Here is a 17,783-nt window from a genome sequence, read left to right as displayed (position 1 = left end):
TCTTTTGATGCGCGTCTGCTTGAACTCGCGCCAGCGATTGGCGAGAACGGCGAAAGTCGAGAGAGTTACGGGAGAGCATGATGACGGCTGCACCTCTTCGCTTCGGCATCTGGGCGCTGGTGCATGGGCCGCGTGCCGCGCATCAGGACCCGGAAGAGCCCTACGATGCCTCCTGGGAGCGCAATCGGGATCTGATCCTTGCAGCCGAGGAGCTCGGGTATGATTCGACGCTGATCGCGCAGCACACGATCAATCCGCATCGGGAAGATCTCGATCAGCTCGAAGCCTGGAGTGCTGCTGCGGCGATCGCGGCGCTGACCAAGCGCATCGAGATCATTGCCGCCATCAAGCCATATCTCTATCACCCCGTGGTGCTCGCCAAGCTCGCGCTCGGCATCGAGAACATCAGTCGCGGCCGGTTTGCGATCAATCTGGTCAATGCCTGGAATCGTCCGGAGCTGGACAAGGCGGGGATCGGCTTTCCCGAGCACGATGCCCGCTATGCTTACGGCAAGGAATGGATCTCCGTCGTGTCCCGGCTCATGGAGGGCGAGCGCCTCAATTTCAGCGGCGATCACTTCAACGTCACGGACTATGCGCTGCGGCCGACCAGCCTGTACCGCAAGCGCCCCGCCATCTATGTCGGCGGGGAATCCGAGCCCGCGCGCGATCTGGTCGCCGGCCATGGCGACGTCTGGTTCATCAATGGCCAGCCGCTCGATGATGTCGCCGGCCTGATCGCCGATGTCGCGGCGCGGCCGCGCGGTTCAGCGCCGCCATTGCGCTTCGGTCTGTCCGCCTTTGTCGTGGCACGCGAGACCCGTGAGCAGGCGCAGGTCGCCTATGAGCGGCTGCTCAGCCTTGCGGCCAAGGACGCGCCGATGAAGGCGATCCAGAAGCAGAATACCGACCCGAAAGTCGTGATGATGCAGACGATGCAGAAGACGCCGCGGGTCGGCAGCAACGGCGGCACGGCCGCGGGGCTGGTCGGCAGTTACGATGAGGTCGCGGCGCGCATCGAGGCATTCCATGCCGCCGGCATTGAGCTCTTCATGCTGCAATTCCAGCCGTTCGAGGCAGAGATGCGGCGGTTTGCAGACGAGATTATTCCCCGCGTCCGAGCGAGGCGATCAACTGGGCCAGCTGCGAAGCTGGCCAGTCGATAGGGTAGCTGGTTGCGATCAGGCCGAGGCGACGGCGGGCGCCTGCTTTGCGTAGCGGCTCGTCGGCCGCGGCAGACCGAAATGGTCGCGCAATGTCGTGCCCGTGTACTCGGTTCGGAACAGACCGCGCTTCTGAAGGATCGGCACGACGGTATCGACGAAGGTCTCCAGGCCCGTGGGAAGAACGTCCGGCATCAGGTTGAAGCCGTCCGCGGCACCGGCCTTGAACCAGGCCTCGATATCGTCCGTGATCTGCTCCGGCGTCCCGACGATGATGCGATGGCCAACGCCGCCGCCGAGCGCGCGGATCAGTTCGCGGACAGTGAGATTGCCGCGGCGGGCAAGGTTCACGGTGCCCTGGAACATGGTGTGATTGGCATTCGCCGGAAGCGGCAAGGGATCGGGAAGCGGCTTGTCGAGTTCGAGCAGAGCGGGGTCGATCTGAAGCGTGCCGGCGAGACGCGCCAGGCTGTATTCGATCGGGACCAGTTCCCAAAGCTCATCCTGCCGCCGCTTTGCTTCCGCTTCCGTGCTGCCGATGACGGTCGCAAGTCCCGGCAGAATCACAATGGAATCACCGGAGCGGCCGTAAGCCGCGGCACGCGTTCGCAGATCGCGCGCATAGGCAACGCCCTCCTCGATCGACTGCGCCAGTGTGAACACGGCCTCCGCATAGGCGGCGGCGAAGTCGCGGCCGTCGCTGGAGCCGCCCGCCTGCACCGTCACCGGTCGTCCCTGCGGCGAGCGCGGCACGTTCAGGGGGCCGGCGACTGAATAATGCGGGCCGCGGTGGGCGATCGGGTGTACTTTCGACGTATCGACGAACCTGGCGCTCGCCTTGTCGCCGACGAAGGCGTCGTCCTCCCAGCTGTCGAACAGGGCGTGGACGACCTCCGTGAATTCCTTGGCCTGCTCGTAGCGGGCCTTGTGTTCCAGCGCGCCCGAGAGGCCAAAATTGCGGCTTGACGCGGCATCTGCGGTCGTGACCGCGTTCCATCCCGAGCGGCCTCCGCTGGCGTGATCGAGGGACACGAAGCGGCGCGCAATGTTGTAGGGCTCGTTATAGCTCGTCGATACCGTCCCGATCAGGCCGACACGCGTTGTCGCGGCTGCGACCGTCGCCAGAATGATGGTCGGCTCCAGCGACGTGAACGATCGATAGTCGATGCGATCGTTCACGGCCGGCGAATCCGCCAGAAAGATCGCGTCGAGCTTGCCGCGCTCGGCAATTTGCGCCACCCGAACATAGTGCCCGAGATCAAAGAATGCGCGTGGATCGCTGTCCGGGAGGCGCCACGCCGATGGATAGACGCCGGAATGGAGCAGGTTGACGTTCAGGTGCAGTTGGCGTGGGGGCATGAGGATTCCGAAGGTCGGCGGCCTAAGGCGCACGTAGCGGTGATCAGGACCCCTTCGGGGACCAGATCTTGATGGCGGTGGTGTCGATCTTCACGGGGATCAGACCCTCGGCGTGGAATGCGTCTGCAATTCGTTGCTGCTCCGACAGACCGGGTCCGGTGACCGCGCCCACCTGATAGGACCGGTGGCTGTTGGCTTCCTCGACGGTGGCCGCATCGATACCCCAGAGCCCCGCGAGCAATGTAGCGGCGTCCTTCGGCTGCCACTTCACCCATTTGCCGGTCTCGGCGAGCTTTGCGAAGATCACGTTGAGCACTTCGGCATGCTTGTCCGCATAGGTGGCCGAGGCGAGGTAATAGCGCTTGTAGCTCGCAAGACCGTTGCTGCCGTCGGATAGGATCCGGCCCTTCGTCTGATGCAGGGCGCTGGTCAGGGACGGATCCCAGGCGACCCAGGCATCGACATTGTTGCTGACGAAAGCCGCGCGACCGTCGGCCGGCGTCAAATAGGCAGGCGTGATGTCCTTGAAGCTGAGCCCCGATTTCGCCAGCGCCGCAAGCAGCAGATAGTGGCTGCCGGCGCCCTTGGTTACCGCGATCTTCTTGCCCTTGAGCTCAGCAATGGTCTTGATGGTCGCGGATTGCGGGACGACGATGGCCTGCGCCGCCGGCGAGGCGGCTTCCTCGGCGACATAGGCGAGCTTGGCGCCGGCAGCCAGCGCGAAGATCGGCACGGTGTCGGCGACATCAGCGCCGAAATCGATGCTGCCGATGTTGATGGCTTCGAGCAGCGGCAGGCCGCTGGTGAATTCGTGCCAGGAGATGGTGACGCCGAGCGGCGCCAGCGCCTTCTCCAGCTCCCCGTTTGTCTTCAGGATCGCTGTCAGTGTCGAGGATTTTTGATAGCCGATGCGGATCTCTTCGGACGTCGCGGGCTGAACGGACGCCATGGCGAAGATGCCGAGTGTGGCCGCGGCGAGGGTCCGCAGGCGGGAGATGAAACCAGACATGAACAATGATCCTGAAGCTAAGCCGCTTTGGCGACGCGTTCGACAAACTGCAGGCCGCAATGTGCAGGCAAGCGAGGCCGTGTTGCAATTTCGGAATGCGGTGCAGTTGGAGAGGAAGCGTCTCTGATCGGAGACAACCTGAGAACGGAATTTTCCACGCGGTGCAGCTTGTTATCTGAAATCGGCCCGCCCGCTATTCGGCGGCATCGGATCGCAGCGTGTCGGGTGAGCGCCGAAAACTCGCGCCAGGATGCGTCGTGCGGAGCCGCGGGCCGCGTCCCGGGAACAGCTTTTCGCGCAGTGTGCCGTCGCGATAGGCGGTCTTGTAGACGCCGCGCGATTGCAGCTCCGGCACCACGAGGTCGACGAAGGCGTTCAGCGATTCCGGCGCGACCAGGCGAAACAGGTTGAAGCCATCGACATCGGTCTCATCCGCCCAGGCAATCAGCTCGTCGGCGACATCCTGCGGCGAGCCGACCACGAAGGGCGACCGGGCGCCGACGCGGCTGAGTCTCGCGAGATCGCCGACCTTGACCGGCCGGTCGCTCCGTACCGTGAAATTCTCGACCATCGACTGGATGGCGTTGCTCTCGACATATTCGATCGGCTGGTCGGGCCGATAGGTCGAGAAGTCGATGCCGGTCCAGCCCGACAGCAGGGCGAGCTGGCCGGTCCGGTCGACATGGCGTGCGTAGTCCGCGAGCAGGTCGTTCGCCTCGTCCCGTGTCGGCGCCGCGATCACGGTCGCGCCGGCAAACAGGCGGATGTCGTAGGGATCACGGCCATAGGCCTTGGCGGCTTCGCGTATCTCGCGAACGGCACGCGCAAGGATCGGCTTGGTCTGGCCGTTGAGAAAGATCGCTTCCGCGTGCTGGGCGGCGAAGGCGCGGCCGCGCTTCGAGGTGCCGGCCTGATACAAAAGCGGGGTTCGCTGCGGCGACGGCTCGGCGAGATGGATGCCGTCGACCTTGAAGTAGGGGCCTTCATGCAGAACGCGGTGGAGCTTTGAAGGGTCCGTGAAGATGCGGCTGCCGCGGTCGCGGCGAACCGCGGCATCCTCCCAGCTTCCCTCCCATAGCTTGTAGGTCGCGGTGAGAAAGTCCTCGGCCGCGTGGTCGTCGTGGGCCCGGCCAGCCGGAAGGCCCATGCCACGCGCGCCGCTATCGAGATATCCGGTGACGATGTTCCAGCCGATCCTGCCCCTGGTCAGATGGTCGAGCGTCGAAAACGTACGCGCAAGTTGATAGGGATGCTCGAAGGTCAGGTTGGACGTGATGCCAAAGCCGAGATGGCTGGTGACAAGAGCCATGGCGGACACGAGCAGTGTCGGGTCGGCGTTGGGCAGCTGCACGGCATGCAGGGCGGCGGCATCGGCATTGCTGCCATAGACGTCGTACACACCGAATACGTCCGCCAGGAAGATGCCGTCGAGCAGTCCACGCTCTGCGGTCTTGGCGTAGTCGACCCAATAATCGAGCGTGTTGTAGTCGATGGACGCATCGCGCGGATGAGACCACAGGCCCGCCCAATTGTGGCTTGGGGCCGTCATGTTGAAAGCGTTGAAGCGCAGCTCGCGCAGTCGCGTCATGGTCTGGCCCGATCGTTCATCGCGAAGCACATTCGCTCCGCACGATCATTTTTAACATCTTGCGCGAGCGAGTTTGTTTCCAATTCGGCAAAGGCACGGAAACAAACGCGTTGCGAGGCGGCGATGATGCAGCACGTGCATCGCTATTTTTCTGACACGCTCGACAGAGGCGGAATCCGGCCGCATCATTTTCATCGATAAGCACGGCTTGCCGCGCACGGCGCGCGCTCTCGAGATCGAAAGGGAAAAACAGATGGCCTTGGAAACGCGGAATTTCGAGACGCTGGCGTTGCACGGTGGATCGTACCGCACCGATCCCGCCACCGGCGCAGTGGCGGTTCCGATCTACCAGACCACGTCATTCCAGTTCGAGAACGCCGATCACGCCTCGCGCCTGTTCGCGCTCGAGCAACTGGGCCCGATCTATACCCGCATCGGCAATCCGACCCAGGAGGCGTTCGAGACGCGGCTCGCGGCATTGGAGGGCGGGGCGGCCGCGCTTGCAGTCGCCTCGGGACAAACCGCCTCCGCCTTCGCAATCTTCAACATCGCGCAAGCCGGCGACAACATCGTGTCGTCGACCGATCTCTATGGCGGGACCTGGACGCTGCTTTCGCAGACCCTGAAGCAGTTCGGCATCGAGGTTCGCTTCGTCGATCCTTCGGACCCCGAAAACTTCCGCCGCGCGACCGACGCGAAGACGCGGGCCTATTTCGGCGAAACGCTCCCGAACCCCAAGCTGAACGTGTTCCCGATCAAGGAAGTCGCGGATATCGGCCGCTCGCTCGGCGTGCCGCTCATTCTCGACAATACGGCCTCGCCGCTGATCGCGCGACCGTTCGAGCATGGTGTCGCGGTGGTGGTCTATTCCACGACCAAATATATCGGCGGCCATGGCACCGCGATCGGCGGCGCCATCGTCGATGGCGGCAATTTCGACTGGGCTGCGCATGCCGACCGCTTCCCGCTGCTGAACAAGCCCGACGAGGCCTATCACGGCGCGATCTGGACGGAGGCGGCGAAGCCGTTGGGTCCGATTGCCTATATCCTGCGGGCCCGCGTCAAGCTGTTGCGCGATCTCGGCGCGTCGATCGCGCCGCAAAATGCCTTCCAGTTCATCCAGGGTCTCGAAACCCTGCCCCTGCGCATCCGTCAGCACAACGAGAATGCGGTGAAGGTCGCGAATTTCCTCGCCAAACATCCTTCGGTGTCGAACGTGATCTTTCCCGGCCTGCAGAGCGGAGAGAACAAGCGCCGGGCGGATGCCTATCTGAAGGGCGGCTACGGAGCCCTCGTCGGCTTCGAGCTGAAAGGCGGCGTCGAGGCCGGCCGTCGCTTCATCGATGCGCTCAAGCTGTTCTATCACGTCGCCAATATCGGCGACGCCCGGTCGCTCGCCATTCACCCGGCGTCGACGACGCATCAGCAACTGGCCGCCGCCGAGCAACTCGCCGCCGGCGTCACGCCTGGCTATGTCCGCCTGTCGGTCGGCATCGAGCATCCCGACGACATTTTGGCGGATCTCGGCCAGGCGTTGGCGCAGGCCGACGCCAGTGCACGCAAGGCCGCGTGAGATGCGCCAACTGATTTGCAATGGAAACTGAGGCAATGAAAATCCTACGTCGTACCGCCCAGGCCGCCGGTCTTTGGCTCGCATTCACGGCAGCCGCCTTCGCCGGTGAACCGCTGAAGATTGCGACCAGCGCCGGCCCGGTTGCCCAATTGGCGTCCTTTGCCGCCAAGCTCGCCAAGGAGAAGGGACAGGACGTCAAAATCGTCGAGCTGTCGGACTGGGTGGCGTTGAACGAGGTCGTGGACAGCGGCGAGGTCGATGCCAACCTGTTCCAGCATGCGACTTATCTTGCTCTTCAGAACAAGCAGCGCGGCTTCAATCTGGTGCAGGTCGACAAGGTGGGCGTGATTGCGCCTGTCGGCCTGTTCTCGAAGAAGATTAAGAAGCTCGATGAGATCAAGTCGGGCGACAGCGTCGCTATTCCAAACGAGCCGCTCAACGGTGCCCGCGGTTTGATCCTGCTGGAACGGGCGGGGCTGATCAAGCTTGCGCCCGGCAAAGGCTTTTCGGTCAGCAAGCTCGACATCATCGAGAATCCAAAGAACCTCAAGATCGTCGAGCTCGACCCCGCCCAAACCTATCGGTCGCTGGACGACGTAACGCTGGCGCTCGTCAACATCACTTACCTCATTCCAGCCGGCGGCGATCCGAAGTCCGCCCTGATCATCGATCGCACCGCTGACGACGGCCTCGTGCTGCGCTTCACGGCCCGGCCCGACAAGAAGGACGATCCGCGCCTGAAGGCATTCATCCAGGTGTTCAACTCGCCGGAGGTGAAGCAATTCATCGAGGAGAAGATCCCGGCGTTCATCCCGGCGGGGTTCAGCAGCTAGCGCGCCCTCGAGGGAAAGCTTCAGCATGATCTATGTCGTCGACGTGAATCAGATGAGCTTTGCCTTCGTGGCCGGTAGTGAGAGCCACGCTTCAGAGATCGCGGGATCGCCGGCGTTTGTGCAGGCTCTGGGGCGCTTCTTCCTGAATCGACAGGGCTCCGAGGCGTTGAACCGCCGCCCGCGTGCCGCAACCGTTCAGGAACTCGCGGTCTTCAACGACATGTCTTCCGAATTCGCGGATGCTACGGCGGATGTCCTGGTTGCCCGCGTTGGATAGATTTTGCAGCAGATTGCGCGTGATGGCCGAAGGGCCGTTCAGAAATGAGATCGGAGATTAGTGATGTCGAACCCTGGTCGTGCCGAGAAGCTGTCGAGTTCGACAGGATCCGTCGTGTTCGACGCGGATGTGCTGGTTCTCGGTGGCGGTCCGGCGGGCACATGGGCCGCGATCAGCGCCGCCGAGCATGGTGCGCGCGTCGTGCTGGCGGACAAGGGCTTTTGCGGCACATCAGGCGCGACGGCGGCCGCCGGCACCGGCGTCTGGTATGTCGACCCGGCTCCGGAGCGCCGCGAGGCCGCGATGGCCAGCCGTGAGAAGCTGGGCGGTCATCTTCAAGATCGCCGCTGGATGGCGCGCGTGCTGGATCGGACCTACGCCCAGAGCAACCAGCTCGCCGACTGGGGCTATCCTTATCCCGTCGATGACGACGGCAGGCCGCAACGCAATTCGCTCCAGGGCCCGGAATACATGCGGCTGATGCGCAAGCGGACCAAGCAGGCCGGCGTGACCATTCTCGATCATTCGCCGGCGCTGGAACTGCTGGTCGATGGCAACGGCGTGGTGGCGGGAGCTGCGGGCCTGCGCCGCCAGAAGGGCGATCGCTGGGTGGTGAACGCCAAGGCCGTGGTGATCGCCACCGGCGGATGCGCATTCCTCAGCAAGACGCTCGGCTCCAACGTGCTGACCGGCGACGGCTATCTCCTCGCCGCGGAAGTGGGCGCGGAATTCACCAGCATGGAGTTCTCCAACGCCTACGCGATTTCGCCGGCCTTCGGATCGGTGACCAAGACCCTGTTCTACAGCTGGGCGAGTTTCACCGATGAGCACGGGCGCGTCATCCCCGGCGCGTCCTCTAAAGGCGGACGCTCCGTGATTGCGCGCGCGCTCCGTCAAGGCCCAGTATACGCGCTGCTTGACCAGGCCGATGCCGAGACCCGGCGGCAGATGCGCGTGTCGCAGCCGAATTTCTTTCTCCCGTTCGACCGCACCGGTATCGATCCGTTCACGCAACGTTTTCTGATCACGTTGCGCCTCGAGGGAACCGTTCGCGGCACGGGGGGCTTGCGGATCATCGACGACAGTTGCGCGACCACCGTTCCGGGTCTCTACGCCGCAGGCGATGCCGCGACGCGCGAACTGATCTGCGGCGGCTTCACCGGCGGCGGCAGCCACAATGCGGCCTGGGCGATGTCTTCAGGTTGTTGGGCCGGCCAGGGTGCCGCCGAGTTTGCGCGACAACTGGGCGCAACCATCGGGCGTCAGGCTTTCCGGCGCGGCACTGTTGGTCTGCGCTCCGGCAATGGTCGGCCATTGCAGGGCGGCGCGCTCGTGCGGAGCGTTCAGGATGAGGTGTTCCCCTACGAGCTGAATTACTTCCGCGAGGCCGGGCGGCAGGGTGGGTCGCTCCGTCGGCTGGATGCATTGTGGTCTGATGCCTCGGCTGCCGATGCGCCAGACGATCAGGAGCTGCTACGCGCGCGCGAAGCGGCGGCCATGCTCGCGACCGCGCGCTGGATGTATCGCAGCGCGCTGGCGCGTCAGGAAAGCCGGGGCATGCACCGCCGCGACGACTACCCCGAACAGGACGACCGTTACCTCCATTTCGTGACGACCGGCGGGCTAGACGACGTCTGGACATCGGCGCGCCCGTTGGCGTCTAAGCAATATGCGGAGGCCGCCGAATGATCGAGGTTATCGACGCCGAACAATGCACGGCCTGCGACATTTGCGTGAGCGTGTGCCCGACCAATGTCTTCGACAAGACCGACGGCATTCCCAGGATCGCGCGCCAGAGCGATTGTCAGACCTGCTTTCTGTGCGAGCTCTATTGTCCCGAGGATGCGCTGTTCGTCTCGCCGTTCGCCGACGCGCCGCAAACGGTCGACGTGGCGACATTGAAGGAAGCGACCCTGCTGGGTAGCTATCGGCGAGCGGTGGGCTGGGTCGAGGAGAGCCGGCACCTGCGGGCGGCCGATCGTAGCTATCGGCTGTTCGGCCATTGAGATTCATGTCGTCTCTGGAGGCCGGCCATGAGCGGAGATCGCCTCTTTCTGTTGAAGCCGGGATTTGAAGATCCCGAGCGGCCGGGCCGCTTCTTCGTCTGCCCGCACTGCAACGCGATCGAAGGAGTGCTGGCGTCGTTTCCCGGATTGGCAACGCAGATCGAGGTGCACCGCCTGCCGTTCGCGCGTCCGCGAACGGCCCTCATTGAAATCCTGGGCGAGCAGCATCAATCGCTTCCGGTTCTGGTCTTTGATGAGAGCCGGCCGGTGCCTGACGACGCAGGCGTTGCCAACGGCCGGCGCTTCATCGATTCCTCGGAACGAATACTCCGCTATCTGGCCGATCGCTACGCATTCCCGCATGTCCACCAATAGGACCGATCGGGATCCTCGGCATCCCCTAGGTTTGCACCTGTCCCCAGCGCTGGACCGTGATCCGCGTCAGGCTCCGGAAGATCACGCCCTCCACGAGGAGACCAATCAGGATCACTGTGAGCAATCCCGCAAAGACGCTCGCCGTCTCCAGCTGCGCGCGGCTGGTGTAGATGAACCAGCCGATCCCGCCGGACCGCGCGCTGACGCCGAACACGAGTTCCGCCGCGATCAGCGTGCGCCAGGCGAACGCCCACCCGATCCGCAAGCCCGACAGGATCTGGGGAAAGGCCGCAGGCACCAGGATCTCCGCGACGAACCGGCCCCCCGAGAGGCCCAGGTTGCGGCCGGCCATTCGTAAAGTCGGCGGCACCGCGAGGAAGCCGCCGTAGCAGGCGAGGGCCACCGGCCAAAGAACGGAGTGCACGATCACGAAGATGAGGCTAGGCGTTCCCACCCCAAACCAGAGCAGCGCAATGGGAAGCAGCGCGATGGCCGGAAGCGGGTTGAACATCGACGTCAACAGGCCAAGGGCCTCATTGCCCCAGCGCGACAGGGCGGCGAGGGTCGTCAGCACCGCCGCGACGGCAACGCCCAGCGCATAGCCGGTGATGAGGACCCGCAGCGAGGTCGCTGCACGGTTCGGCAGCTCGCCCGACAGGACGGCCGACCACAGCGCCGACAGCGTCGCGCCCAGGGTCGGCAGCAGAAGCGCGTTGTCGAGCCAGCGCGCATAGAGCTCCCAGGCGAGCGCAAAGCCGGCGAGGATTATGAAGCGTCGCCAGGGTGTTCCCTCGAGCGCCCGCCGCAGCGCTGGCGCACGAACGAGTTTCGGGACCGTGATGTCAGACATGGTTGATTTCCGGAGCAGAAAACACGGTCTCCTGAATGCGTCGTTCCAGCTCACCGAAACCCGAGCTGCCGCGGGCGCGGGTGTCCGGCGGGACATCGAAGGTGGCGGCCAGCCGTCCCGGGTGCGGCGTCAGGGCCAGGATGCGGGTTCCGACGCGGATCGCCTCGTCGATGCCATGGGTTACGAACAGGGCGGTGTTGCCGGTCTCCTCGCACAGCTTGAGCAGTTCGTCCTGCATCTGCCGACGCGTCAACGCGTCAAGCGCGGCGAAGGGTTCGTCCATCAACAGCAACGCCGGCTCCAGCGCAAAGGCCCGCGCGATCGCGACGCGCTGCTTCATGCCGCCGGACAGGGTGTGAGGGAAAGCGTCGACGAAATTCTTCAGTCCGACGCGCTCAAGCCAGCGCCGCGCAATACCTTCTGCATCTCGCCGCGGCAGCGATCTTCCCCGCTCCAGGGCATAGCGGACATTGCCGAGCACGGTACGCCACGGCAGCAGCTGATCGAACTCCTGAAACACGGTCATGCGGTCCGGCGCCGGGGCTGCAATCCGCCGGCCGTTCATGCGGATTTCACCGGCGCTCGGCTTGAGGAAACCGCCGACGGCACGCAGCAGCGTGGACTTGCCGCAGCCTGACGGGCCGAGCAGGACCAGCCGTTCGCCGGCCGCGATCTTGAAGCTGACGTCTTCAACCGCGGTGAGGATGCCGTCCGGCGTCGGATAGCTGATGCTGACGTGATCGAGCTCTAGTAGTGTCGGCGACGCCGTATCGCCGACGAGGCCCGTCAGTCGCGGAGCGACGTTCATGTCAGCTTCCCGGTTTCTCTCCGAGGCCGGACCAGAACAGATCCCGCCATGATGCCGGCGCCTGCTTGATCAGGCCGACCTTGGCCTCGAAATCCGCGAACTTCTGGGCGCCCTCGGGCGCGGTGGTGAAGTTCACGTCCTTGTCGCGGATGATGCTCTCGACGAAATCAGGCGCAAGCTTCGAACCTTCCGCCTTGATGTAAAGCGCGGCGGCGTCCTTCGGGTTTGCCTTGATCCATTCGTTGGCGCGATCGAGACCGCGGACGAACGCCAAAATCGTCTTCGGGTTGTCGTTGACGAACTTCGTGGTGGAATAAACCACGTTGAAGGTGTGTGGGCCGCCGAGCACGTCGTAGCTGTTGAGGACCTGATGCACCTTGCCGCTCGCCAGTTGCTGCTGCGAGAACGGCGGCGAGGTGAAATGCGCCGTGATCTCGGAATGGCCCGACAGAATCTGGGCCGTCGCGTCCGGATGCGGCATGCTGACGGTGAGTTCGTCCAGCTTGTCGTATTTGCCGAACGCCTTGTCCGCCGCCATCTGGAGGACGATCGGCTGGAAGCCGACCTTGACCGAGGGCAGAGCGATCCGGTCCTTCTCGGTGAAATCCGCCAGCGTCTTGATGTTGGGATTGTTGGTGGTCAGGATATTGGCCATCGAGCCCAGTGCGGCGACGCCGATGATCTTGGCTGTGGTCCGCGTCTTGTCCCAGGTCAGGATCATCGGCGTGATGCCGGCCGTTGCGAAATCGAGGCCGCCTGAAATGAGCGCTTCGTTCATGGCCGCCGCGCCGGACAGCCGCAGCCATTCGATCTTTGGCGGCGCAATGCCGAGTGCCTTGGCTTCTTCCTCGATCAGCCCCTTCTCGCTGGCGACGATGAGCGGAAGATAGGCGATGCCGAATTGTTGGGCGATGCGAAGCTGGCCTGTCTCGGCGCGAACGCCATTCGCGCCGCCCAGCGTAATGATCAGCGCGAGCGCCGCCTGCAAAAGCCTCGATCTATTCATGTTGACGTCTCTTGAATTCCAATTCGCGCGAGGGCTCACCACGAGCCATGCGGCACACTTCAGGAAATCAATCAGCCGGTCCAGTGAACTGATGTCGCTGCGCCATTTTCGAAAGAAACGCACCTGCTCGCCGCGTTTGACGAGAAATCCGTTCTCCCATGGTGCTTCGATGAAGGAAGTCTGTTCCTGTGCCTTGAGGAGCTTCGATCCGCTTTTCGGGCGTCCGACGGGACCTGACAATAGAAGGACGTTACGTTTCAGTCGCCGTCCTCTCCGGAGAAGTCTGTTCTACGGTGAAATAGACGTCTTCCCGACATCGAAGACGGCAGGGCGTCTCGTTCGCCGCAAGCCGCCAAAAGAGTTTTGCCTTTCATTGACGCGGCCGGGGTCCGGCTCAAACATCGCGGCGATGGGCATGGCCTGGCATCTTCCGGTGCCGGCCAGCCGCCGTTTTGTCAGAGGCAGAGATCATGGTGTTGTCCACGCTCGAAGAGCTGTCGCTGGCGACCGACGTGCTGGTCGTCGGCGGCGGGATGGCGGGTGCCTGGGCTGCGACCTCTGCCGCGGAAGCGGGGGCGAAGGTCGTGCTGGTCGACAAGGGCTATTGCGGCACCAGCGGCGTCACGGCCGCGGCGGGGCCGGGCCATTGGTGGGTCCCGCCGGATCCTCCGGCGGCGCGCGATGCGGCCGTCGCCAATCGTGTTACGAGTGGCCTCGGTCTTGGTGAAGCGGACTGGATGTATCGCATCCTCGACCAGACCTGGCGCACGCTGCCGACGCTGGCACGCCATTACAAGTTCGGCGTGGATGACGAGGGGCGGGTAAACTATCGCGCAGTCCGCGGGCCCGAATATATGCGCGCCCTGCGGCAGCAGGTGCTGAGCCACGGCGTCACCATCCTCGATCATTCGCCCGTGCTCGAGCTTCTGGCGCGATCGGACGGCTCGATTGGCGGTGTCCGCGGCCAGCGCCGGCAGGATGGCGGGAGGGCGTATCGGATCGAGGCCGGCGCGGTGGTGCTCGCAGCCGGCGGCACCAGCTTCCTCTCCCACCTTCTGGGTTCGCGAACCAACACCGGGGACGGCTATCTCATGGCGGCCGAAGCGGGCGCGGAGATGTCCGGCATGGAGTTCACTGCGGCTTACACCATTGCACCCGCGCATTCGACGATGACGCGAAGCATGGCGTATTCGTTCGCGACCTATTACGATGCCGACGGGCGCGAGCTCGATATTCCTTTCGGCCCCGACCAGACCATTCGCCTGGCACGCGCTCTTCAGCGCGGACCGGTCTACTGCTCGCTGCACCGTTTGCCCGACGACATCAAGGCGCGGATGCACACGATTTCGCCGAACGTGCCATTGGTGTTCGACCGCTGGGGGATCGATCCGTATCGCGACCGCTTCGAGGTGACCTTGCACAATGACGGCACCATTCGTGGCATCGGCGGGGTGCGCGTGCACGACGTGGATGGCAGGACGTCGGTACCGGGACTGTTCGTGGCCGGCGACAACGCCTCGCGCGAGAAGGTTGCGGGCGCGATCTCCGGCGGCGGCAATGTCAACTCGGCCTGGGCGCTTTCGTCCGGTGTGTTTGCCGGGCGTGCAGCGGCGCGCCTGGCGCGAAGCGCGAAGAGGAGCGCGGGCCGATTGCGGCCACTTGGCCGCGAGCCCCGCAGGGGCGCCAGGGGCGTCGATCTCGCCGCGCTTCGCGACGGCGTGCGTGCCGAAATGCACCCGTTCGAGAAAAATCTATTCCGCACCGGGCAAGGACTTGCAGCATCTGCAGAGGTGCTCGAGGGCTTGTGGACCGAGTTGGCCGATCACGCCGACACAGGCACGATTGCCTCGCGCGAGACGGCGGCGCTGCTGGCGACAGCGCGCTGGTCCGTCGCCACGGCGGCAACACGCGAGGAGAGCAGGGGCCTTCATCGCCGCGAGGATTTCCCTTCACGGGATTCCGGGCTTGCAGTCCGTTTGCTGAGCGGCGGCCTCGACCAAGTCTGGGTCGCCGTCGACGGTGCTCCTGGGGGCGCCAAGACTGGTCAGCTCGAGGTGGCATCATGATCGAGCTCATCGTCGCGGACCGCTGCACGGATTGCGGGACATGCATTGAGGTTTGTCCAGCTAATGTGCTCGACGCCGGGCAAGGCGGCCTGCCGATCCTCGCGCGCGTCGAGGATTGCCAGACCTGCTTCATGTGCGAGCTCTATTGTCAGGCCGACGCCATCTACGTTGCACCCGATTGCGACCGCCGTGTCGCCGTGGACGAGACCGAAGTGGTGTCCTCCGGTCGCCTCGGTCAATACCGCAAGCATTCCGGCTGGGACGAACGGTCGGATCGCTTTCCCAATGAGCAATGGCTGATGGAAACCGTCTTCCGCCGCGCCGGCGAGGCCGCGGCGCAGGCGAAAGTGACGTCGGCCGACGTGATCCGCACCAAGTGAGTCCGGAGAGACAAACTCGTTTGTCGTGCCGAGATGCGTCGTCCTGTTGTTGCATGACAGCGATGATCTTTGAAAAGACTATCCTGGGCTGAGCGCCTAGCATGTCCTCGTTGTTGCCATCGTAAAGCTGCAGGACATGAACACTCCGCGAATTGAAAGCAGGCGCGCCTCCACCAGCGTACGATCGCCGATCATCGTCAATCAGCTCGGCGCGGAGGTTCGGGCCGCGCTGGCTGATCACTGGTCGCGTCCGCTGATCATCGATCATCCCACCGATCGCGCGCCATGGGAGATCGCCCCCGAGGCGGACGTGTTGCTGACGCGGCCGCTCGCCGGCTGGCACGGTGCGCCCGCGGAGAAGCCCGCCGGCTGGCCGTTTGGCCTGCGCTGGATCCAGACCGCTTCGACGGGCGTCGATTTCTTTCCGGCCTGGTTGCTCGATGGCCCCGTGGTCACGGTCGGCCGCGGCATCTCGGCCGATCCGATCGCCGAATATGTCCTTGCGGCGATCCTCAGCTTCGAAAAACGCATCCACGACATCCGGCCGCGCAGCCGTGCAGAATGGAAAATCACCCCGCTGGGCTCGCTCAGCGGCAAGACGATCGGTATCGCGGGATTCGGTGCCATCGGCCGCGCCGTCGTCGAGCGCGTCAAGCCGTTCGGCGTCAACATCAGGGTTTTGCGGCGCTCGGCCTGGCCATATGTCCTTCCGGGCATCCAGCCTGTCGACAGCATCGAGGAGTTGGTCGCGGTTTCCGATCATCTCGTCCTCGCTTTGCCAGCGACGAGCAAAACGGCGGGTCTGATCAACGCCGATGTGCTGGCGCGCTCCAAGACGTCGCTGCACCTGATCAATGTCGCACGCGGGCGGATCGTCGATCAGCGCGCGCTGTTGCAGGCGCTCGATGATGGACGGATTGCCGGCGCCACGCTCGATGTCACCGACCCGGAGCCGCCGCCGGAGGGTGATCCGATCTATCACCATCCCAAGGTCGTCCTGACCCCGCATGTATCATGGACGGGTGGCGAGGATGCCAAGCGGCTGGCGGACAAGACCCTGGTCAACCTCGACGCTTACGCGCATGGCGTGGCGCTGGCCGACGTCTTCGACAAGAATCTCGAATACTAGAAAGGGAACGGCAACAATGAACAAGGTCGTCGAGAAACCGAAGAAATACTCCCTGGTCGAGCGCAAGCCGGCGGCGACGTTCGAGGAAGAGCGGTTGCATCGCAAGCAGCGGCTTGCCGCAACCTTCCGCCTGTTCTCGCGCTACGGTTTCGATCAGGGGCTCGCAGGCCACGTCACCGTGCGCGATCCAGAATTCCCTGAAAGGTTCTGGATCAACCCGCTGTCAAAGCATTTCAGCCAGATCAAGGTCTCCGACCTTCAGCTCGTTGATCACGACGGCAATATCCTGATCGGCGACAAGCCGATCAACCAGGCCGGCTTCGTAATTCACTCGGCGATCCACGCCGCGCATCCGGAGGTGATCGCAGCGGCGCACACCCATTCGACTTATGGCAAGGCCTGGTCGGCGCTCGGACGCCTGCTCGATCCGCTGACGCAGGACTCCTGCGCCTTCTACGAGGATCACGTGCTGTTCGATCCGTTCTCAGGCGTCGTGCTGGAAGCGGAAGAGGGCCGCAAGATCGCGCAGACGCTGGGATCGAAGAAGGCTGCTATCTTGCAGAACCACGGCCTGCTCACGGTGGGGCCGACCATCGAGGCGGCCGCCTGGTGGTACATCGCGATGGACAATGCCGCGCGCGCCCAGTTGCTTGCCGAGGCCGCCGGCACGCCAAAGCCGATCCCGCACGAGATCGCCAGCTTGACCTCGCGGCAGGTCGGAACCCACAAGGGCGGCTACTTCAGCTTCCAGCCGTTGTGGGACTGGATCAGCGAGGCGGAGCCGGATCTGTTTAACTAGGAATCAAGGCCTCTGAGCCGGGCCAATGGCCCGGTTCCCTGCATTGCGCCACGCTCGGACATCGTGAGATATAACGGCAGGCGGTTCATCTTGCGTGTGCAAGCCGCCGTAGCAACGGTGAGGAGCAGGGCGGCATGGTCAATGGTCTGCCAAGCGAAGTTGAAGTCATCACATTATTTGTCGACGACATCGTGTCGTCGAGAGCGTTTTACGCCAGGGTTTTCGCATCTGAGACTGTTTGGGAGGACGCAGTCTCATCCGTCCTTCGATTTGGTGGTCTCCTGATCAATCTTCTCGACGTGTCGCAAGCGCCGCCGCTCGTTGAACCGTCGCGCGTCGCGCAGTCCTCCGCAGGGGCACGCGCGCTCTTGACGATCAGGGTTGCTGACGTCGATCAGGTGTGTTCGGCGCTTCGGGAGATTGGCGTCGGCCTGCTCAACGGGCCGATCGATCGTCCCTGGGGGCGGCGAACCGCGTCCTTTGCTGATCCTTCAGGCCATGTCTGGGAGATCGCACAGGTGATTGAACGGGGATAGAGAGCGCCTATAACGAATCTGGCTCT

The 17,783-nt window shown here is 64.0% G+C and carries 18 protein-coding genes; 12 read left to right on the top strand and 6 right to left on the bottom strand.

The annotated features are described in order from the left end of the window. The first annotated feature begins 80 nt into the window (after positions 1-80). Positions 81-1,166, top strand: coding sequence for an LLM class flavin-dependent oxidoreductase (locus XI08_RS39370; protein WP_271578543.1), 1,086 nt, complete (start codon positions 81-83; stop codon positions 1,164-1,166). A gap of 15 nt (positions 1,167-1,181) precedes the next feature. Here XI08_RS39370 and XI08_RS39365 read toward each other — a convergent pair whose 3' ends face one another. The 3 genes from XI08_RS39365 to XI08_RS39355 form a co-directional block, all read right to left on the bottom strand. Beyond that, positions 1,182-2,522 carry an LLM class flavin-dependent oxidoreductase gene (locus XI08_RS39365; protein WP_271578542.1) on the bottom strand — a complete coding sequence of 447 codons (1,341 nt, stop codon included), beginning with the start codon at positions 2,520-2,522 and terminating at the stop codon, positions 1,182-1,184. 43 nt (positions 2,523-2,565) lie between these two features. Continuing rightward, positions 2,566-3,531, bottom strand: coding sequence for an aliphatic sulfonate ABC transporter substrate-binding protein (locus XI08_RS39360; protein WP_271578541.1), 966 nt, complete (start codon positions 3,529-3,531; stop codon positions 2,566-2,568). A gap of 193 nt (positions 3,532-3,724) precedes the next feature. After that, a complete protein-coding gene (locus tag XI08_RS39355; protein WP_271578621.1) occupies positions 3,725-5,119 on the bottom strand; it encodes an LLM class flavin-dependent oxidoreductase in 1,395 nt (464 codons plus the stop codon). A gap of 253 nt (positions 5,120-5,372) precedes the next feature. Here XI08_RS39355 and XI08_RS39350 point away from each other — a divergent pair, with 253 nt between their 5' ends. The 6 genes from XI08_RS39350 to XI08_RS39325 all read left to right on the top strand — a co-directional run bounded on the left by XI08_RS39350 (position 5,373) and on the right by XI08_RS39325 (position 10,183). Further along, the gene (locus XI08_RS39350; protein WP_271578540.1) at positions 5,373-6,692 is read left to right on the top strand and encodes an O-acetylhomoserine aminocarboxypropyltransferase/cysteine synthase family protein; all 1,320 of its coding nucleotides are present in this window, start codon (positions 5,373-5,375) and stop codon (positions 6,690-6,692) included. Between the two features lie 35 nt (positions 6,693-6,727). After that, a complete protein-coding gene (locus tag XI08_RS39345; protein ID WP_271578539.1) occupies positions 6,728-7,525 on the top strand; it encodes a MetQ/NlpA family ABC transporter substrate-binding protein in 798 nt (265 codons plus the stop codon). A gap of 25 nt (positions 7,526-7,550) precedes the next feature. Next, complete coding sequence (locus XI08_RS39340) at positions 7,551-7,802, top strand: hypothetical protein (protein WP_271578538.1); 252 nt, start codon at positions 7,551-7,553, stop codon at positions 7,800-7,802. Between the two features lie 63 nt (positions 7,803-7,865). Continuing rightward, entirely contained in the window at positions 7,866-9,491 is a 1,626-nt protein-coding gene (locus tag XI08_RS39335) for an FAD-dependent oxidoreductase (RefSeq protein WP_271578537.1), read from the top strand. Next, positions 9,488-9,808, top strand: coding sequence for a 4Fe-4S dicluster domain-containing protein (locus tag XI08_RS39330; RefSeq protein WP_271578536.1), 321 nt, complete (start codon positions 9,488-9,490; stop codon positions 9,806-9,808). The genes XI08_RS39335 and XI08_RS39330 overlap by 4 nt, the downstream gene beginning before the upstream one ends. Positions 9,809-9,835: 27 nt before the next feature. Continuing rightward, positions 9,836-10,183, top strand: a complete 348-nt coding sequence (locus tag XI08_RS39325; protein WP_271578535.1) for a DUF3088 domain-containing protein — start codon at positions 9,836-9,838, stop codon at positions 10,181-10,183. Positions 10,184-10,208: 25 nt separating this feature from the next. Here XI08_RS39325 and XI08_RS39320 read toward each other — a convergent pair whose 3' ends face one another. The 3 genes from XI08_RS39320 to XI08_RS39310 are packed head-to-tail and all read right to left on the bottom strand — an operon-like array spanning position 10,209 to position 12,847. Further along, positions 10,209-11,033 (bottom strand): ABC transporter permease, encoded by an 825-nt coding sequence (locus XI08_RS39320; RefSeq protein ID WP_271578534.1) that lies wholly within the window; start codon positions 11,031-11,033, stop codon positions 10,209-10,211. Continuing rightward, positions 11,026-11,841 (bottom strand): ABC transporter ATP-binding protein, encoded by an 816-nt coding sequence (locus XI08_RS39315; RefSeq protein WP_145639675.1) that lies wholly within the window; start codon positions 11,839-11,841, stop codon positions 11,026-11,028. The genes XI08_RS39320 and XI08_RS39315 overlap by 8 nt, the downstream gene beginning before the upstream one ends. 1 nt (position 11,842) lies before the next feature. After that, entirely contained in the window at positions 11,843-12,847 is a 1,005-nt protein-coding gene (locus XI08_RS39310) for an ABC transporter substrate-binding protein (RefSeq protein WP_231088355.1), read from the bottom strand. A gap of 470 nt (positions 12,848-13,317) precedes the next feature. Between XI08_RS39310 and XI08_RS39305 the strand changes: the two genes are divergently transcribed. The 5 genes from XI08_RS39305 (at position 13,318) to XI08_RS39285 (ending at position 17,757) form a co-directional block, all read left to right on the top strand. Continuing rightward, entirely contained in the window at positions 13,318-14,913 is a 1,596-nt protein-coding gene (locus tag XI08_RS39305; protein ID WP_271578533.1) for an FAD-binding protein, read from the top strand. Beyond that, complete coding sequence (locus XI08_RS39300; protein ID WP_271578532.1) at positions 14,910-15,293, top strand: 4Fe-4S dicluster domain-containing protein; 384 nt, start codon at positions 14,910-14,912, stop codon at positions 15,291-15,293. The genes XI08_RS39305 and XI08_RS39300 overlap by 4 nt, the downstream gene beginning before the upstream one ends. 136 nt (positions 15,294-15,429) lie before the next feature. Then, positions 15,430-16,422 (top strand): NAD(P)-dependent oxidoreductase, encoded by a 993-nt coding sequence (locus XI08_RS39295; protein WP_271578531.1) that lies wholly within the window; start codon positions 15,430-15,432, stop codon positions 16,420-16,422. A 16-nt stretch (positions 16,423-16,438) separates the two neighbouring features. Beyond that, the gene (locus XI08_RS39290) at positions 16,439-17,221 is read left to right on the top strand and encodes a class II aldolase/adducin family protein (RefSeq protein WP_208750605.1); all 783 of its coding nucleotides are present in this window, start codon (positions 16,439-16,441) and stop codon (positions 17,219-17,221) included. 134 nt (positions 17,222-17,355) lie between these two features. After that, positions 17,356-17,757, top strand: a complete 402-nt coding sequence (locus tag XI08_RS39285; protein WP_145639666.1) for a VOC family protein — start codon at positions 17,356-17,358, stop codon at positions 17,755-17,757. Positions 17,758-17,783: the final 26 nt, after the last annotated feature.

The organism is Bradyrhizobium sp. CCBAU 11361 (assembly GCF_028128935.1).
GTDB lineage: Bacteria > Pseudomonadota > Alphaproteobacteria > Rhizobiales > Xanthobacteraceae > Bradyrhizobium > Bradyrhizobium niftali.
Note: the sequence above shows the minus strand (reverse complement) of the source record. Positions and strands in the feature narration are given on the sequence as shown.

Coding starts and splice junctions, on each gene's coding strand:
- XI08_RS39370 (WP_271578543.1), top strand. CDS start 81: ATGACGGCTGCACCTCTTCGCTTCGGCATCTGGGCGCTGGTGCATGGG.
- XI08_RS39365 (WP_271578542.1), bottom strand. CDS start 2,522: ATGCCCCCACGCCAACTGCACCTGAACGTCAACCTGCTCCATTCCGGC.
- XI08_RS39360 (WP_271578541.1), bottom strand. CDS start 3,531: ATGTCTGGTTTCATCTCCCGCCTGCGGACCCTCGCCGCGGCCACACTC.
- XI08_RS39355 (WP_271578621.1), bottom strand. CDS start 5,119: ATGACGCGACTGCGCGAGCTGCGCTTCAACGCTTTCAACATGACGGCC.
- XI08_RS39350 (WP_271578540.1), top strand. CDS start 5,373: ATGGCCTTGGAAACGCGGAATTTCGAGACGCTGGCGTTGCACGGTGGA.
- XI08_RS39345 (WP_271578539.1), top strand. CDS start 6,728: ATGAAAATCCTACGTCGTACCGCCCAGGCCGCCGGTCTTTGGCTCGCA.
- XI08_RS39340 (WP_271578538.1), top strand. CDS start 7,551: ATGATCTATGTCGTCGACGTGAATCAGATGAGCTTTGCCTTCGTGGCC.
- XI08_RS39335 (WP_271578537.1), top strand. CDS start 7,866: ATGTCGAACCCTGGTCGTGCCGAGAAGCTGTCGAGTTCGACAGGATCC.
- XI08_RS39330 (WP_271578536.1), top strand. CDS start 9,488: ATGATCGAGGTTATCGACGCCGAACAATGCACGGCCTGCGACATTTGC.
- XI08_RS39325 (WP_271578535.1), top strand. CDS start 9,836: ATGAGCGGAGATCGCCTCTTTCTGTTGAAGCCGGGATTTGAAGATCCC.
- XI08_RS39320 (WP_271578534.1), bottom strand. CDS start 11,033: ATGTCTGACATCACGGTCCCGAAACTCGTTCGTGCGCCAGCGCTGCGG.
- XI08_RS39315 (WP_145639675.1), bottom strand. CDS start 11,841: ATGAACGTCGCTCCGCGACTGACGGGCCTCGTCGGCGATACGGCGTCG.
- XI08_RS39310 (WP_231088355.1), bottom strand. CDS start 12,847: ATGAATAGATCGAGGCTTTTGCAGGCGGCGCTCGCGCTGATCATTACG.
- XI08_RS39305 (WP_271578533.1), top strand. CDS start 13,318: ATGGTGTTGTCCACGCTCGAAGAGCTGTCGCTGGCGACCGACGTGCTG.
- XI08_RS39300 (WP_271578532.1), top strand. CDS start 14,910: ATGATCGAGCTCATCGTCGCGGACCGCTGCACGGATTGCGGGACATGC.
- XI08_RS39295 (WP_271578531.1), top strand. CDS start 15,430: ATGAACACTCCGCGAATTGAAAGCAGGCGCGCCTCCACCAGCGTACGA.
- XI08_RS39290 (WP_208750605.1), top strand. CDS start 16,439: ATGAACAAGGTCGTCGAGAAACCGAAGAAATACTCCCTGGTCGAGCGC.
- XI08_RS39285 (WP_145639666.1), top strand. CDS start 17,356: ATGGTCAATGGTCTGCCAAGCGAAGTTGAAGTCATCACATTATTTGTC.